The following is a 16,432-nucleotide window of genomic DNA, read 5'->3' as shown; positions in this document are numbered from 1 at the left end:
CTTGTCGCACCGCTGGTCTACGCTCCGCCGACGTGGGGGAGAACACGCAGAGCGCCGCGCAGGAGATCGCCGCCGGGTACGCCACCGAGGGCACGGCCCTCGAGCTGGGCACCGTCGTGGTCGACGGGCAGGTGGACCCGTCGGCGCGCGTCCGGATCCCGTTCGCCACGCTGAACCGCCACGGGCTGGTCGCGGGCGCCACGGGCACCGGCAAGACCAAGACCCTGCAGGGGCTCGCCGAGCAGCTCTCCGCCGCCGGGGTGCCCGTCCTGCTGGCCGACGTCAAGAGCGACCTCTCCGGGCTCGCCCGGCCGGGGGAGGACGGGCCGAGGATCCGGTCCCGGGCGCAGGACACCGGGGACGACTGGGTCGGCACCGGCTTCCCCGTGGAGTTCCTCTCCCTGGGCGGGAAGTCCTCCGCGGTCCCGATCCGCGCCACGCTCACCCAGTTCGGGCCGATCCTGCTGTCCAAGGTCCTGGACCTCAACGACACCCAGGAGTCCACGCTCGGGCTCATCTTCCACTGGGCCGACCAGCGCAACCTGCCGCTGCTGGACACCAAGGACCTCCGCGCGGTCATCCAGCACCTCACGAGCGACGAGGGCAAGGCCGACCTGAAGGGGATCGGCGGCGTCTCGCCCGCCACGGCCGGGGTCATCCTGCGCGCGCTGGTCAACCTCGAGGCCCAGGGCGGGGAGGACTTCTTCGGCGAGCCCGAGTTCGAGCCGGCCGACCTGCTGCGCCAGGTCGACGGGAAGGGCGTCGTCACCCTGGTCGAGCTCGCCGAGCAGGCCGCGAACCCCAAGCTCTTCTCCACCTTCCTGATGTGGCTGCTCGCCGAGCTGTACGAGGAGCTGCCCGAGGCGGGCGACCTCGACAGGCCCAAGCTGGTGTTCTTCTTCGACGAGGCCCACCTGCTGTTCACGGACGCGTCGAAGGCCTTCCTCGAGCGCATCGAGCAGACCGTGAAGCTCATCCGGTCGAAGGGCGTGGGCGTCTTCTTCTGCACCCAGCTGCCCACGGACGTGCCCAACGCGGTGCTCTCGCAGCTCGGCGCCCGGATCCAGCACGCGCTGCGGGCCTTCACCCCGGAGGACCAGAAGGCGCTGGCGAGGACGGTCAAGACCTACCCGGTGTCCAAGGTCTACGACCTGGAGGAGGCGCTGACGACGCTCGGCACCGGCGAGGCCGTCGTCACGGTGCTCTCCGAGCGGGGCGCACCGACGCCGGTGGCCTGGGCGCGGATGCGGGCGCCGCGGTCGCTGATGGCCGCGATCGGCGAGGCGGCCGTGACCGAGGCCGCCAAGGCCTCGCCGCTCTACGGGAAGTACGGCGAGACCGTCGACCGGGAGTCGGCCTACGAGAAGCTCACGGCGAGGATCGCCGAGGCCGCCCCGCCGCCCGAGGCCGCGCCCGCCCCCGAGGCGCCCGCGCCCGAGCCGCGCCGGGAGGAGCGGGAGGAGCCGGGCGTGGTGGCGCAGATCCTCACCTCGCCGGCCGCGAAGTCCTTCATGCGGTCCATGGCCACCCAGCTCGGCCGGGAGATCACCCGCGGCCTCTTCGGGACGCGCCGCCGTCGGTGATCGATTGACTTTCGATAGGTAGCACTCGATACTCGATGCATGGTTGCTGAGCATCGAGCGGTGGCGCCGCTCCGGGCGTTCCTCGTGGTGCTGTTCGGGGTCCTGGTCGTGTTCCAGACCCTCTCGCTGCCCGGGCAGTTCGCCCACATGGCGGAGGAGTCCCCGGAGCACGCGTACCTCCGGTGGCCGCTGACCGCCGTGAGCGTGTTCTGGCTGCTGTGCGTCCAGGTGGTGATCGTGGCCACCTGGAAGCTGCTCACCCGGGTCAAGAAGGACCGCATCTTCGATCCGGCCTCCCTGCGGTGGGTGGACGCGATCGTGTGGGCGGTCGCCGCGGCGTGGGTGGTGCTGGTGGGGGTGTTCCTCTACGTCGGGTTCACCGCGGACGACCCCGGCATGCCGCTGCTGCTGTTCCTGATGGTCGTCGGCCTCGCCGTGCTGGGGCTGCTCATGGTGGTCATGCGGGCCCTGCTGCGGCAGGCCACGACCCTGCGCGCCGACCTGGAAGCGGTCATCTGATGCCGATCGTCGTCCGGATCGACGTCGAGCTGGCCCGGCGCAAGATGAGCGTCGGCGAGTTCGCCGAGAAGGTCGGGCTCACCCCGGCCAACGTCGCGGTCCTGAAGAACGGGCGGGCCAAGGCGGTGCGGTTCAGCACGCTCGACGCCATGTGCCGGGTGCTCGGCTGCCAGCCCGGCGACCTGCTGGAGTGGGTCCCTGCGGAGGACGGCGCCGAGGAGACCGCGGACTCGCGCTAGTCGCGGGTCCGGGGGAGCAGGCCGGGGGTGGCCGCCTCGACCAGCGCGACGGCGTCGGCCGCACCGATGTCGAGGATGTGGTAGCCGCCGTCGCCCGCGGCCGTCACGGCCTGGACCGTCACCAGCCCGGCGCGGCGCTGGAAGGGACTCTGCCGCACCGTCCAGCCGATCACGCCCGCGCGCTGCAGCGCGACAGTCCTGCGGGAGAGGCCGCCGAGCCGGCTGATCAGGTACCGCGGGGTGAGGGCGTGCCCGAGCGCGCGGTACCGGTCCGCGGCCAGCAGCGCGGCGAGGGGCACCAGCACCAGCGTGCCCGGCCAGATCCACGCCAGGCCGGGCCACGCCCGTCCGACCAGGGCGGCCACCGCGACCAGCACGAGTACCGGGACGAGCGCGCGGGTGTACCGGCGCCGCCGCGCGGCCGGCGGGTGCGGGAGCAGCGGCATGCGGGTCGGGTCCCCCTCGATCCCGCCGTCGGGGTGGAGCCGCCGCAGGGCCGCGCCCGCCACCCGGTGCGCCTCGGCCCGCGGCGCCGGCGGCTGCAGCACCCCGCCCTGCGCCTCGCGGCCGAGGCCGGTGGACAGCGCGCGGGTCTGGGCACCGCCGCCGGCGCGCAGCAGCAGGGGCTCGTGCACCCCCACCCCGCGCAGCCGCTCCTCGGCGACCGAGAGCGAGCGGGTGGTGAGCAGCCCGCGGCGGACGCGCAGGGTGCCGTCGGCCTCGCGGGTCAGCCGGTACCCCCACCAGCGCTCGGTGAACAGCAGCACCGACCCGACGACGGCGACCACCAGCAGCGCCAGCCCCACCACCCCGACGGCCAGCCACAACGGGGCCGCGGCGAGCCGCTCGGCCGCGTCGTCGACGCCGCCGACCTCGCTGGGGTCCACCCCGAGCTCGTTGAGCACGTTGAACGCCGCCGCGGCGATCGCGCCGACGCCGGCGAGGGAGGAGAAGGTCAACGGCGCGAACCGCAGCCAGGACCATTGCAGCCGGGCCAGCTCCTCGGCGGCGGGCCCGACGGGCCGGACCGCGGGTCCGGCGGGGTGCTCGGCGGGTGCGTCGCGCGGCTCGGGTGCCCGGCGGTCGAGCAGCTCGCGCCGCAGCGTCTCCGCCTCGGCCGTGCTCACGGCGTCGAGCGTGAGACCGCCGTGCCGGTGCTCCCCGCCCGGGTCGGCCGCCCGCACCGCCACCACGCTCAGCCGGAAGGCGCGGTGCAGCGGCGAGGCGGTGAGGTCGACGGTCCGGATCCGGTCCCGCGGCACCGACCGGCGCTGCCGGCGCAGCCAGCCGCTGTGCAGCTCCACGCGCTCGGCCGTGATCCGGTACCGGGTCGTGCGCCAGCGGACCACGCCGGCGACCACCACCAGCACGCCGATCCCGAGCGTGATCCACGGCCGGACCGGGTCGCCGTTGCTGCCGGTGATGAGCACGACGAGCAGCACCGGGACGAACTTGATCAGCGTCCGGACCGGCTCGACCACCACCATCCGCGGGTCCAGCCGCCGCCAGGGGACCTCGACGGCCGGTCCCGTCGAGACCGTCATGTGGCGTCGCCCGGGGTCGCCTGGGTGGTCTCGGTCAGCTGGCGGGCGAGCTCCTGCGCGTGGGCCGTGGCCAGGCCGCGGATGGTGACGGGGCCGCGCGCCGACGCCGTCGTCACGGTCACGCTGGCCAGCCCGAGCAGCTGCTGCAGCGGCCCGTGCTCGGTGTCGACGGTCTGCACCCGCGAGATCGGGGCGATCCGCCACTCCCGGACCAGCCAGCCGGAGAGCGTGTAGACCGCCTCCTCGGTGACCTCCCACCGGTGGATGCGGAACAGGATCCCGGGGACGACGGCGGCGTAGCCCAGCCCCACGACGACCGTCGCCACCAGCGTGCCCCACAGCCAGCCCGGCCCGCCCAGCACGAGTGCCACCACGAGCTGGGGGAGCGCGACGATCCCGGCCGCGCCGAGTCCGCGCAGCCGCCACCAGCTCCGCGCGCGCGGGTCCACCCGGTGGGCGGGCGGGCGGAGCGGGAGCGCGGTCGGCACGGTGGACCCGGTCTGCATGGGTTCATGCTGCCGAAACCTCCCGGTGGCTGTCGCGGGACCCTCCGGGGTCGGGCGTCACGCCTCGGCGGAGGGCGCACCGTAGGGTCGGGCGTGTGCGACCCCCGGGATGGCAGCCGCGACTGATCGCCCTCGACATCGACGGCACCATCGTCCACGAGAGGAACCCGCCCAGCCCGCGGGTGCTCGCCGCCGTCCGGGAGATCGGGCGGCACGCCGTCGTCACGTTGTGCACCGGGCGGACCGTGCTCGGGGTCGGGCACGTGCTGGACCAGCTCGAGCTGGGCGCCCACCCGCACGCGGACCGCTACTCGGACGTCGAGCACACGACGGTCTGCTCGAACGGCGCCGTCGTGCTCGACACCGGCTCGCGGCAGGTGCGGTACGCGATCCGGTTCGAGCCGGGCCCGGTCGTCGCGGCGGTGCGCGAGGCGCTGCCGGGGGCGGTGTTCGGGTGCGAGGAGGTCGGCGTCGGGCAGCGGGTGGGGGCGCCCTTCCCCGGCGGCATCCTCGCCGGGCGGGTGCGGGTCGTGGACGAGGCGGAGCTGCTCCGCGAGCCGACGCCCAAGGTGGTCGCGTACTGGCCGCACGGCACGCCCGCCGAGGTCGCCGAGCGGATGGCCGGGGTCGCCGTCCCGGGTGCCGAGGTGACCCTGGACCACGAGCTGCCGTGGGTGTCGATGGTGCCGGAGGGGGTGTCGAAGGCGTCGGCGCTGGCCGGCGTCGCGCGGGCGCTCGGGATCGACCGGGCCGACGTCCTCGCGGTGGGCGACGGCGACAACGACCGCGCCATGCTCCGCTGGGCGGGCCTCGGCGTGGCGATGGGCCAGGCCCCCCCGGAGGTGAAGGCCGACGCCGACGAGGTCACCGGCACGGTGCTGGAGGACGGCCTCGCCGCCGTGCTCGAGCGCTACCTCTGACGGTCCGGGTCGCTCCCCCCGGTTCTCCGACGGTCCGGCAGGCGGCCCAGGGCGGCGAACTGGGCCTCGCGCACCGGGGGCGTCTGGGCCTGGACGAGGTGGAAGCTCGCCTCCCGCGCCCACCGCTGCTCCGGGCTGTCGAGCAGCATCGCGGCGCCCGCCCGGGCCGCGACCAGCGCGTTCGCGGCGCGGACGGTGAGCGCGCCCAGCTCGCCGCGCAGGGCCAGCCGTTCCGGGGTCCGGTCCCGCAGCGGGACCTCGATGAGCAGCGCGAGCGCCTCGGCGCGCAGCTCCTCGGCCCGCTCGGACAGCGTCGCGGCGAGCTCCGCGGCGCCGGGCCGGTCGAGCCCGGCCAGCGCGCGCAGGACCCGGCGGAGCAGCCCGGTGGTCGCGGCCGTGGGGTTGGCGGTGCGGGCGGCGTCGAGCTCGCGGTAGGCCGGGCCGTCGGCGAGGCCGAGGACCGCGTCGGGGCGGACGACGAGCCCGTCGATCTCCAGCGCGACGGTCCGGGTCCCGCCCATGACGGCGAGCGGCAGCGGCGACCCGGCCCGCAGCCCGGCGGCCTCGTGCGCCGGGACCAGCGTGAACAGGTACCGGTCGCCGGGCGCGGTGGCCGCGATCATGACGTGGTCGACCAGCCCCCATCCCGTGCACCAGTCGGCGTGGCCGTGCAGCCGCCAGCCGGTGCCGTCGGGTTCGGCGCGGACGGCGGGCGGGCCGGGGCGGCGCAGGTGCGCGATCGCGAGCCCCGCCTGCTCCTCGGCGGAGGACAGCGCGGCGCGGTACCGCGGCCCGGCCTCCCCGGGCGTGAAGTGCGCCGGGTCGAGGCCGGCCACCTCGCCCCGCGCGAGCATCTGCGGCGTGCGGTGCTGGTTGACCACGAACCAGGTCGCGGCGCACGCCCCCGCGAGGACCTCGGTGACCTCGACGTCGGTGCGCGCGTCGGCACCGAGCCCGCCCTCGTCCTCGGGGATCCGCACGCTCAGCAGGCCGGCCTCCGCGAGCGCCCGGGTGTGCTCCCGGCGCACCCCGCGGGCCGGGTCGTCCGCTGCCGCGGCGTGCGGCTCGAGCAGCTCGTCGGCGAGCCGGCGGGCCCGGTCGACGGGATCATCGGCCCAGGTGTCGGGGACGGGAGCGATCACGCCCGGAGACGGTAGGTGGTGGGGGAGTGCGGCGCACCGACAGCTCGGTCACGCGCTGCGGCCCGTGACGCACCCTGAAGATCGCCCGCACACTCATGGGGCCGGCACACCCGATCGGTCGCGGCACAGGCGGTCGACCGGGTGTGCCGCGCTGCGTCCGGGCGTGCCGCGGCACGGGAGGGGGTGTGTCGCGTCTCGTCGGGTGTGCCGGCCCACCCGCCTCACCGCGCCCGGGCGAGCTCCCGGACCTCGGTGGCGATCAGCGGGGCCATACGTTCCAGGGTGCCGCCGCAGGAGGTGGGGCGGGCGGGGCCCGGGGCGGGCTCGACCCGCACCTCCCACGCCGCGCCACCGGGCCCGGTGACGATCACCTCGGAGCCCTCGATCCGGGCGACCACGAGGGCGTCGACGTCCCGCAGGCCGGTCCGCGCGCGCACCGCCAGCTCGGCGACCTGCCCGGCCGGCTCCCACGCGGCGCGCCCCCGGCAGTGGGCGTGCTCCACCTCGCCCTGACCGGCGGCCTTGCGCGCGGCGATCGCGGAGGCGAGGTCGAGGCGGCCGTAGAGGTAGCCGGTCGGCAGCACGAGCGCGGTCGGGGCGAAGCGGTGCCCGCCGAGGTGCGAGCACTCCCACACCCCGTCCGCCTCGGTCTCGGCCAGCCCGCGGGCGAGCGCCAGCCCGTCGACGGCGCAGCACAGGTCACGGGTCCCGTGCGTGCACACCAGCAGCAGCGGCCGCGTGACGGGTTCGCCGGCGCGGGCGTCGTCGAGGGGGACCGAGGCGAGCTCCGACGGCCTGTCGACCACCAGCCGTCCGACGCGGACGGCGCCGGGCCCGGTGTCGGCGAGCAGCACGGTGCGCGGGGAGTCGGGCGGGGGTCGGCGCCCCGGGCGCCGGATCAGCAGCAGCTTCCGGCCGGCCGCGCGGGCCCGCTCGACGAGCCCGGCGACGGCGGGATCGGGGTGCCGGTCGACCGTCCGCGGCCATGCACCCAGCTGCTCGACGCAGACGAGCCGGTCGCCCACGGGGGCGGTCCCCGGGAGCGGCTCGGCGAGCGCCCGCGCGAGTGCGGAGCAGCGCGCGTTCGTCTTCCCGGCCATCCCGGGACCCTACCTTAGGCCACCCTAAATCGCACGGGTGACCTCGTCGGATGCGTTCAGTCCACGACCGGTAACTCTCTGGTGACCACCTTGCCGGTCTGGTTGCGCGGAAGCTCGTCCAGGAAGACCACGTCACGGGGCACGGCGAACCGGGCGGCCTTCCGCCTCACCAGGTCGCGCACGCCCTCCTCGTCCAGGGTCGCCCCGTCGCGCAGCACGACGTACGCCGCGAGCCGCTGGCCGAACTTCTCGTCCGGCACCCCGACGACGGCGACCTCCCGCACCCCGTCGGCGGCCGCGATGAGGTCCTCGACCGGGCCGGGATGGACGTTCTCGCCGCCCGAGACGATCATGTCGTCCGCCCGGCCGGTCAGGAAGAGCCGCCCGGCGTCGTCGAGGTGCCCGACGTCGCCGGTGCCGATCAGCCCGTCCTGCCGCTCGACGTCCTGGCCCTCGCGGGTGTAGCCCTCGAAGGGCAGGTCGTTGCCGACGAAGACCCGGCCGTCCGTGTTCGGCGGGACCGGGCGTCCCTCGTCGTCGAGGATGCGCAGGATCGTGCCGACGGGCGCGCGGCCGGCGGTGCCCGGCGCCTCACGGAGGTCGCGGGGCGAGGCGATGCTGACCCACGAGACCTCGGTGGAGCCGTAGAGGTTGTAGAGGCGGTCGCCGTAGCGGTCCATGAAGTCCTGGGCGAGCCCGGTCGGCAGCGCCGAACCCGACACCGCCACGATCCGCGGCCGGTGGTCGTCCCGCCACGACCGCCCCGTCTCGAACACCCGCTGCACCATCACCGGCACGGCGATCACGACCTGGATCTTCTCGGCCGCGACCGTGTCGAGGAGGTCCTCGGGGTCGAAGCGCCGGCGCAGCACCACGGTGTCCCCGTGCAGCAGCGAGAGCAGCAGCCCGGCGTTGCCCCAGGTGTGGAAGAGCGGCGCGGCGAGCAGCACCCGCTCGCCCGCGCGCAGCGGGATCGCCGAGAGGATCGACGCCGCCGGCGCGAGGTTCGAGATCGGGGGGCGCTGCGCACCCTTCGGGGTGCCGGTGGTGCCGGAGGTCAGCACGATCAGTCGGCCCTCCTCCGTCGGGCGGCCGGGGGGTGGGCCGGGTGTCCCGGTGAGTGCCTCGAGCTCGCCCTCGCCGATCACCGTCAGACCCTCGGGGAGCCGGTCGCGGAACTCCTCGTCCGTGACGACGATCCGCAGCCGCAGCTCCTCGGCGATCTCCGCGAGCTGCCCGGCGGGCAGGCCGGTGTTGAGCAGAACGACGTCCGCGCCCAGCTTCGCGCCCGCCACCATCGCCTCGATGGCGCCACGGTGGTTGCGGCACAGCACACCGACCCTGGTCCGCTCGGTGGCGCCGCGGTCCTCGAGCGCCCGGGCCAGGCCGTCCGTGCGCTGGTGGACCTCGGCGTAGGTGAGCGTGCCGGACTCGTCGACGATCGCGGGCCGGTCGGGGTGCCGGGCGGCGCCGACCGCGTAGCCGCCGGCCAGGGTGAACCGGTACCGGACCAGGCCCACCAGGGTCGCGGCCAGCCGGTCCGGCCGCATCGGCCGGACGACGCCGGAGCGGGTCAGCGCGACCAGCGCCCGGCCCGTGCCGAGGGCGGTGGTGGCCGCGTGGCGGAGGCCGGCGGCGGCCGGGCCGAGGGCGGACGCGGGGGAGGGGGTCCGGCGGTCGGTCACGGCCGCCATTCAACCGTGTCCGCAGCTCCGCTGCCCGTGCGCGGTGGGTGCCGCTCCGGGACCACCCACCGCGCGACGGAGCCGCAGGTCAGCTGGTCGGGACGGTGAGGTCGTAGACCGTGCGGCCGCCGACGGTCGTCGCGGTGTAGTGCTCCTCCACCCAGCTGGTGATCTCCGAGGTCGCGCCGCCGCGACCACCGGGGCCGCCGCCCATGCCGCCGGTGACGAGGTAGTGGATCTCGCCGTCCGCGACGTACTGCTGGAACTGCTGCAGCGTGGGGTAGGGGTCGGAGCCGACGAAGCCGCCCATGGCCATGACCGACGCGCCCGAGGCCAGCTCCATCGACGCCGCGCCCTGGGAGCCGGTGGTCGCCGCGGCCCAGCGGGTGCCGGCGTTCTGCAGCAGCGCGACGAGGTCGGCGTCGACCGACTCCTCACCCGGCCCGCCGCCGAAGCCGCCCGGGCCGCCCGGCGCCGAGTTCCCGGTCCCCGGAGCACCGGACGCGGTGCCTCCCGTGCCCGGGACACCGGGTGCGGTGCCCTGAGCACCGGGAACCGTGCCTCCCGCCGACCGTCCGTCCGTGCGGTCGCCGAACCGGGTGCCGGCCCCGCGCATCCCGCCGGAGCCACCCGCGGCGCCCTCCACCGCGGGACCCGCGGTCGGGATCGACCCGGTGTGCGCGGCGCCCGCGGTGACCGCCGCGGACGCGGTCGGGGCGGCGATGCCGGCGAGCACGGCCGCACCCGCCACCACGACGCCCCAGTGCCGGCGCCCGACCGGGATCAGCGACGCCGCCGCCGCGCCCAGCCCGACGACCAGGACCACCCACCGCAGCCACGGCAGGAAGGTCGGCGACCAGCCCAGCATCACGAACGCCCACACCGCGGTCACCGCCGCCGTCACGGCCAGGGTCGCCCGCCCGGTCCAGGTGGCGCGGGCCCGCCAGGCCTCGCGCCCGCCGAGCGCCACCAGCGCCGCGATGCCCGGGGCCAGCGCCACCGAGTAGTAGGGGTGGATGGTGCCGCTCATGAAGCTGAACACCAGCCCGGTCACGACGGTCCAGCCGCCCCACACGAGCAGCGACCCCCGCATCCGGTCCGTTCGCGGTGCACGCCGCGTGAACCACAGGGCCGCGACCAGCAGGATCAGCGCCGCGGGAAGCAGCCAGGAGATCTGGGTGCCGAACGCCGTGCCGAAGAGCCGGCCGAGACCTGCCTCGCCACCGAACATGCCACCGCCCGGCCCGCCCCCGCCGCCCGGGAACCCGCCCCCGGGGACGCCGCCTGCCGCCTCGGCGCCGCCGGGGAACCCGCCGGTGCCCAACCCGGACGGGCGATCGCCGCCCCCGCCGTTGCCCTCGCCGCCGAAGATCCGGCCGAGGCCGTTGTAGCCGAAGGCGAGCTCGAGCGGGGTGTTGTCCGTGGACCCGCCGATGTAGGGCCGGGCGTCCACCGGCCACAGCGCCACCGCGAGCAGCCACCAGCCGGCGCCGACGACGATGCCGACCCCGGCCACCAGGACGTCCCGGATCCGCCTGCCGACGGTCGTCGGGGCCGCCCACAGGTAGGCGACCGCGAAGCCCGGCACCACGAGGAAGGCCTGCAGCATCTTCGCCAGGAAGGCGAACCCGAGGACCAGCCCGGCGAGCAGCAGCCAGCGCCACGAGGCGTTCTCCAGCGCCCGGACCGTGCAGTACGCCGCGGCGACGAGCAACAGGACGAGGAACGCGTCGGGGTTGTTGAAGCGGAACATCATCACCGCGACCGGCGTGAGCGCCAGGACCAGCCCGGCGAGCAGCCCGGCACCGGGACCGGCGACCCGCTTCACCGCGGCGTACAGCAGCGCGACCGACGCGACCGCCATCAACGCCTGCGGCGCGAGCATGCTCCAGGAGCTGAACCCGAAGAGTCGCCCGGACAGTTCCATGATCCACAACGATGCCGGCGGCTTGTCCACCGTGATCGCGTTGCCGCTGTCCAGCGAGCCGAAGAACAGGGCGGTCCAGTTCTGCGTGCCGGCCTGGACGGCCGCGGCGTAGAACGAGTTCCCCCAGCCCGAGACGGCGATGTTCTGCAGGTACAGCACCGCGGTGCCGACGAGCAGGAGCGCGTACGCCGGGCGGTGCCACCGCCGTCGGGGAGCGACGGCGGTGTGCCGGGGGCCGGAGCCGCCCGCGGAGGGGCGGGCGGCTCCGGTGTCGGTGGGGAGCGTGGTGGTCACGGCTGCCTCTCGGTGCGGGGGGACGGTCAGGCGGCGATCTCGGAGGGCACCTCGGCCGGCGCGGTGGCCGCGGTGCGGGTGCGGCTGCGGAACACCCAGGCCCGGAAGAGGACGAACCGCAGGACGGTCGCGACCAGGTTGGCGACGACGATCGTCGCCACCTCCACGCTCTGGTGGGCGCCCGGCGCCAGCGCGGCGAGCAGGGCGAGCGCCCCCGTGGTCAGGCCCAGGCCGAGGCCGAACACGAGCAGCCCCTGGAACTGGTGCCTGGCCGCGTCCTGCCGCCCGCGGACGCCGAAGGTCAGCCGGCGGTTGGCGGCGGTGTTGGCGATCGTGGTGAGCAGCAGCGCGGCGACGTTCGCCCAGATCGGGCCCAGGACCGTGCGGAACAGCAGGAACAGCACCAGGTTCGCGAGCGTGCTGGCCACGCCGATCGCCGCGAACCGCACCAGCTGGGTCGGCAACCCCCGCGGCACGCCCTCCACGGACGTCTGCAGGGGCGCGCGACCCAGCTGGGCCCGCACCTCGGCGATCGGGAGGGCACCGGTGGCCAGCGCGCGGCCGACCCGCCAGACGCCCTTGAGGTCGGCCGTGGCCGTGGCGACGATGTCCACGGTGGAGTTCGGGTCGTCGACCCAGTCGACCGGCACCTCGTGGATCCGCAGCCCCGCCCGCTCGGCCAGGACCAGCAGTTCGGTGTCGAAGAACCAGCCGGTGTCCTGGACGAGCGGGAGCAGTCGCCGCGCGACGTCGCCGCGGATCGCCTTGAACCCGCACTGTGCGTCGGAGAACCCGGCCTGCAGGGTGCTGCGCAGGATCAGGTTGTAGCAGCGGGAGATGAACTCCCGCTTGGCCCCGCGGACGACCCGGGAGCCGCGGCCGAGCCGGGTGCCGATGGCGAGGTCGGAGTGCCCCGAGATCAGCGGGGCGACGAGCGGGAGGACGGCGTCGAGGTCGGTGGAGAGGTCGACGTCGCAGTAGGCGAGGACGTCCGCATCGGAGCCCGACCAGACGGTGTGCAGGGCCCGTCCGCGGCCCTTCTGCTCCAGCCGGACGAGCCGGACCTCGGGGAGCTCGGCCTGCAGGCGGGCGCCGATCAGCGGGGTCGCGTCGACGCTGGCGTTGTCGGCGACGGTGATGCGGAAGGAGTAGGGGAAGCTGCGCAGGAGGTGCTCGCGCAGCCGCCGGACCGACGGCTCGAGGTCCGTCTCCTCGTTGTGGACGGGGACGACGATGTCCAGCACGGTGCGGGCGCGCCCGCCGCCACGGGCGGCCGTCCCGGGCGCGTTCTCGGTCCTGCTGTCGGCGACTACGGGGCTCATGCCGACGAGGTTCGGGGCCGGGGCTGTCGCGGGTTTGTGGTCGACCTGTGGCTCCGCTGTGGACCGTGCCCGATCCGGTGTCGCGCCGGTCACACGGTCGCGGTCGGTTCGGGGAGCGGGCCTCATGGGCCCCGACGGTCCCGCCGCCGGCTGTCGCGATCGTGTGCCGGAGCTGTGGGCGAGCTGTGTCCTGGCCTACCGGACGGCCTCGCGCCGGACCCGGATCCCGGCCGCCTCGCGGTCCCAGGCGGCCGCGGAGCCCTCGGCCCGCAGCACTGCCTTCTGCACCTTCATCGTGGGCGTGCGCGGCAGCGCGTCGGCGACCCGCACGTAGCGCGGCACCATGTAGTGCGGCATCCGGTCGACGAGGAAGCCCAGCAGCTCGGCCGGGTCGATCTCGGCACCGGGGCGCGGGACCACGACGACCAGCACGTCGTCCTCGCCCAGCTCGCTCGGCACCGCGACCGCGGCGGCCTCGTCGACGGCCGGGTGCGCCTGGACCTCCACCTCGACCTCGTAGGAGGAGATGTTCTCGCCGCGACGCCGGATCGAGTCCTTGACCCGGTCGACGTAGAAGTACTCGCCGGAGGGCCCCTGGCGCAGCGCGTCACCGGTGTGGAACCAGGCGTTGCGCCAGGCCTCGGCCGTGGCCTCCGGGTTGCGGAAGTAGCCGGTGGTCATCACCCACGGGTCGGCGCAGCGCAGCACCAGCTCACCCACCGCACCGGGCGGGACCGGCATGTCGTGCTCGTCGACGAGCCGGGCCTCGACGCCCTCCCGCGGCACCCCGCAGCTGTACGGCGTCCCCGGGTCGAAGCCGGTGCGCAGCGGGACGGAGGTCTCGCTCATGTTGAACACGCTGTAGTAGCGCATCCCGGCCCGCCGGCAGACCGCCATGGCGTCGGGGGTCATCGGGGCGAGCAGCGCCATCCGCAGCGTCGTGTCCCGTTCGGCCGCCGACGGCGGCAGCGCGTTCAGCATGGTCCCGATCGACCCCATCATCACGAGGAAGGTGCCGCGCACCCGCAGCACGTCCTCCCAGAAGGTGGTGGTGCTGTACTTCGTGATCACGCCGAACGAGCCGCCGTGCACCAGTGCCCAGCAGACGGCGGACATGCCGGTGATGTGGAAGAGCGGGGTGAAGATCAGTGCGCGGTCGTCGCGGTGCGTCCCGGGGTAGGAGACGCGGCCCATGGTGGCCAGGTGCATCGCCGAGGACAGCACGGCCTTCGACGGGCCGGTGGTGCCCGAGGTGAACAGCAGCGCGGCGGTGTCCCACGGCTGCAGCGGGCGCTCGAGCGGCTCGAGGTCGTCCGGCCCGTCGAGCAGGTCCTCCACCGGCCGGACGTCGAGGTCCGCGGGCCCCGGCCGGCCGCCCTCGGTGAAGACCGGCGCCGGTGTCGAGCACGGCCACGACGCGGTCCGGAGTCTCGGCCGCCCAGCGGTCGATCAGGTCGCGGAACACGACCTCCTGCATGCGGCCTCCCGGTGACGGCGGTGTCCCCTCGCTGAACGCGCGTTCAGTCTGCGGGGGGAGGGTGGGTCCCGCAAGGAATCCCGCCCCCGGCTCCGGGATCAGGCCGGGGCACCGCCCGTGAGGTCGTAGAGCGTGACGCCGTCGACGGTCTGCGCGACGAAGTGCTGCTGCACCCACGCCGCGATCTCCGCGGCCGCGTTGCTGCCGCCCGTGTCCGAGCCGTGGGCGTCCGACCCCGCGCCGTCGACGAACCAGTGGACCTTCCCCTCGGCCACGTCCTGCTGGAACTGCGCGAGCGTCGGGGCGGGGTCGGTGCCGTTGAAGCCGCCCACCGCCATGACCGGCGCCTCGGCCGCGAGCTGGTAGCCCGCGGCGGCGTTGGAGCCGACGGCGGCCGCGACCCAGGTGTAGTCGGACGCGTTCTCCTGCAGCAGCGTGGTCACCGCGGCGGACGGGGTGGTGGTACCGAGGAGGGAGCCGAAGCCGCCCATGCCGCCACCCATGCCGCCGCGCATCCCGCCGAAGCCGGTGCCGCCGGTCCCGGTCGTGCCCGGGGAGATGCCGGGTGCCGTGGTGCCACCGGGAGCGCCGGGGACCCCGGCCTGCCCGCCCGGCGCCTGCCCGACGCGGGACCCGCCGCCCGTGCCTGCGCCGCCGAAGCCGCCCGGCCCGCCCGAGCCGCCCGGCCCCCGCCCGACGCCCGACGGCCCGGATCTCGGGATCGCGCCGCTGTGCGGCTGGCTGGCGGTTGCCACCGACCACGCGGCCGTCCCGCCCACCGAGGCCAGCACCGCCGCCGTCACGACACCGGCGGAGAGCAGCCGCGGGAACCGGTGCACCCCGAGCAGCGCCCCGGCCGCGACCACGCCGAGCGCGAGGACCGTCCACCGCAGCCAGGGCAGCCACGAGCCCAGCAGCACGAAGGCCCAGACCGCGCTCGCCGCGACGGCGAGGCCCAGGTGGGCCCGCGCCGTCGCGGTGGAGCGGAGGCGCCACAGCTCGGCCGCGCCCATCCCGGCGAGCGCGCCGATCGCCGGGGCCAGGGCGACGGTGTAGTAGGGGTGGATGATGCCGGCCATGAAGCTGAACACCAGCCCGGTGACCAGTAGCCAGCCGCCCCAGACGAGCGCCGCGGCCCGCACCCGGTCGGTGCGCGGGCGGCGGGCGGTCAGCCACAGCAGCCCCATCAGCAGGATCAGCGCCGCCGGGAGCAGCCAGGACGCCTCCGACCCCATCTCGGACCCGAAGAGCCGGCCGAGGCCCGTCCGGCCCCAGCCGCCGCCCGCGCCGCCGCCGACGCTGCCGGTCTCGTCCCCGGTGAGCCGGCCGACGCCGTTGTAGCCCAGCACCAGCTCCATCACCGAGTTGTGCTGCGAGCCGCCGATGTAGGGCCGGGACGCGGCCGGCCACAGCTCCACCACCAGCACCCACCAGCCCGCACCGACGGCGAGGGCGACGCCCGCCAGCAGCAGGTCCCGGATCCGTCGTCCGATCCCCGTCGGCGCCGCGACGAGCCACACCGCCGCGAGCGCCGGCACGATCAGGAAGGCCTGCAGCATCTTGGTGAGGAAGCCCAGGCCGAGGAACACACCGGCGAGCACGAGCCAGCGCCCGTGCCCGCGCTCCAGCCCGCGCAGTGTGGCCCACACCGCCGCGACCAGCAGCAACACCAGGAGCGCGTCGGGGTTGTCGAAGCGGAACATCAGCGTGGCGACGGGCGTCAGCGCGAGCACCGCGCCTGCGAGCAGCCCGGCGGCGTGCCCGGAGGTCCGGCGCACGATGGCGTACAGCAGCCCGACGGCCGCGATGCCCATCAGCGCCTGCGGGACGAGGATGCTCTCGCTGCTCAGCCCGAAGAGCCGCACCGACAGCCCGGTCACCCACAGCGCCGCGGGCGTCTTGTCCACGGTGATCGCGTTGGCGGCGTCGGACGAGCCGAAGAACCACGCCTCCCAGCTCTCCCCGCCGGCCTGCGCGGCGGCCGAGTAGAAGGCGTTGGCCCAGCCGGAGGCCGAGAGGTTCCACAGGTAGAGGAAGCCTGTCCCGACCAGCAGGACCGCGAGCGAGGCGCGCTCCACCAGCGCCCGCCGCCGGCGCGGGGGCGGGCCCTCGGCCACGGGGGGATCGGCGGGGCGTGCGGTCAGGGTGCTCGTCACGCTGCCCGAGGCTGGTCG

The 16,432-nt window shown here is 75.5% G+C and carries 13 protein-coding genes; 4 read left to right on the top strand and 9 right to left on the bottom strand.

Going from position 1 to position 16,432, the window contains the following annotated elements:
• Positions 1–32 precede the first annotated feature (32 nt).
• Genes ACFQH9_RS20715 through ACFQH9_RS20705 form a run of 3 tightly spaced genes read left to right on the top strand, consistent with a single transcriptional unit; the run spans position 33 to position 2,341 of the window.
• Positions 33–1,583, top strand: a complete 1,551-nt coding sequence (locus tag ACFQH9_RS20715; protein WP_379567943.1) for a helicase HerA-like domain-containing protein — start codon at positions 33–35, stop codon at positions 1,581–1,583.
• Between the two features lie 39 nt (positions 1,584–1,622).
• Positions 1,623–2,102 (top strand): DUF2975 domain-containing protein, encoded by a 480-nt coding sequence (locus ACFQH9_RS20710; protein WP_379567941.1) that lies wholly within the window; start codon positions 1,623–1,625, stop codon positions 2,100–2,102.
• Positions 2,102–2,341 (top strand): helix-turn-helix domain-containing protein, encoded by a 240-nt coding sequence (locus ACFQH9_RS20705; protein WP_379567939.1) that lies wholly within the window; start codon positions 2,102–2,104, stop codon positions 2,339–2,341. The genes ACFQH9_RS20710 and ACFQH9_RS20705 overlap by 1 nt, the downstream gene beginning before the upstream one ends.
• On the opposite strand, the gene ACFQH9_RS20700 is transcribed toward ACFQH9_RS20705, so the two are convergent.
• Both ACFQH9_RS20700 and ACFQH9_RS20695 read right to left on the bottom strand, forming a co-directional pair.
• A complete protein-coding gene (locus ACFQH9_RS20700) occupies positions 2,338–3,885 on the bottom strand; it encodes a PH domain-containing protein (protein ID WP_379567937.1) in 1,548 nt (515 codons plus the stop codon). The two genes, ACFQH9_RS20705 and ACFQH9_RS20700, sit on opposite strands and share 4 nt — an antisense overlap.
• Positions 3,882–4,391 carry a PH domain-containing protein gene (locus tag ACFQH9_RS20695; RefSeq protein ID WP_379567935.1) on the bottom strand — a complete coding sequence of 170 codons (510 nt, stop codon included), beginning with the start codon at positions 4,389–4,391 and terminating at the stop codon, positions 3,882–3,884. The genes ACFQH9_RS20700 and ACFQH9_RS20695 overlap by 4 nt, the downstream gene beginning before the upstream one ends.
• Positions 4,392–4,486: 95 nt before the next feature.
• Between ACFQH9_RS20695 and ACFQH9_RS20690 the strand changes: the two genes are divergently transcribed.
• Complete coding sequence (locus tag ACFQH9_RS20690) at positions 4,487–5,311, top strand: HAD family hydrolase (protein WP_379567933.1); 825 nt, start codon at positions 4,487–4,489, stop codon at positions 5,309–5,311.
• Here ACFQH9_RS20690 and ACFQH9_RS20685 read toward each other — a convergent pair.
• From ACFQH9_RS20685 to ACFQH9_RS20655, 7 genes are all read right to left on the bottom strand, one after another.
• Positions 5,302–6,453 (bottom strand): acyl-CoA dehydrogenase family protein, encoded by a 1,152-nt coding sequence (locus tag ACFQH9_RS20685; RefSeq protein WP_379567931.1) that lies wholly within the window; start codon positions 6,451–6,453, stop codon positions 5,302–5,304. The two genes, ACFQH9_RS20690 and ACFQH9_RS20685, sit on opposite strands and share 10 nt — an antisense overlap.
• Positions 6,454–6,674: 221 nt before the next feature.
• Positions 6,675–7,553, bottom strand: a complete 879-nt coding sequence (locus ACFQH9_RS20680) for a sucrase ferredoxin (protein WP_379567929.1) — start codon at positions 7,551–7,553, stop codon at positions 6,675–6,677.
• 56 nt (positions 7,554–7,609) lie between these two features.
• On the bottom strand, positions 7,610–9,238 hold the full coding sequence (locus ACFQH9_RS20675; RefSeq protein ID WP_379567927.1) for an AMP-binding protein: 1,629 nt from the start codon (positions 9,236–9,238) through the stop codon (positions 7,610–7,612).
• Positions 9,239–9,326: 88 nt separating this feature from the next.
• A complete protein-coding gene (locus ACFQH9_RS20670; protein WP_379567925.1) occupies positions 9,327–11,459 on the bottom strand; it encodes an ArnT family glycosyltransferase in 2,133 nt (710 codons plus the stop codon).
• Between the two features lie 26 nt (positions 11,460–11,485).
• Positions 11,486–12,781 carry a bifunctional glycosyltransferase family 2/GtrA family protein gene (locus tag ACFQH9_RS20665; RefSeq protein WP_379567923.1) on the bottom strand — a complete coding sequence of 432 codons (1,296 nt, stop codon included), beginning with the start codon at positions 12,779–12,781 and terminating at the stop codon, positions 11,486–11,488.
• Positions 12,782–12,976: 195 nt separating this feature from the next.
• A complete protein-coding gene (locus ACFQH9_RS20660; protein WP_379567921.1) occupies positions 12,977–14,119 on the bottom strand; it encodes an AMP-binding protein in 1,143 nt (380 codons plus the stop codon).
• A 237-nt stretch (positions 14,120–14,356) separates the two neighbouring features.
• On the bottom strand, positions 14,357–16,414 hold the full coding sequence (locus tag ACFQH9_RS20655) for an ArnT family glycosyltransferase (RefSeq protein ID WP_379567919.1): 2,058 nt from the start codon (positions 16,412–16,414) through the stop codon (positions 14,357–14,359).
• Positions 16,415–16,432: the final 18 nt, after the last annotated feature.

Source organism: Pseudonocardia lutea (assembly GCF_042658055.1).
Lineage (GTDB): Bacteria > Actinomycetota > Actinomycetes > Mycobacteriales > Pseudonocardiaceae > Pseudonocardia > Pseudonocardia lutea.
Note: the sequence above shows the minus strand (reverse complement) of the source record. Positions and strands in the feature narration are given on the sequence as shown.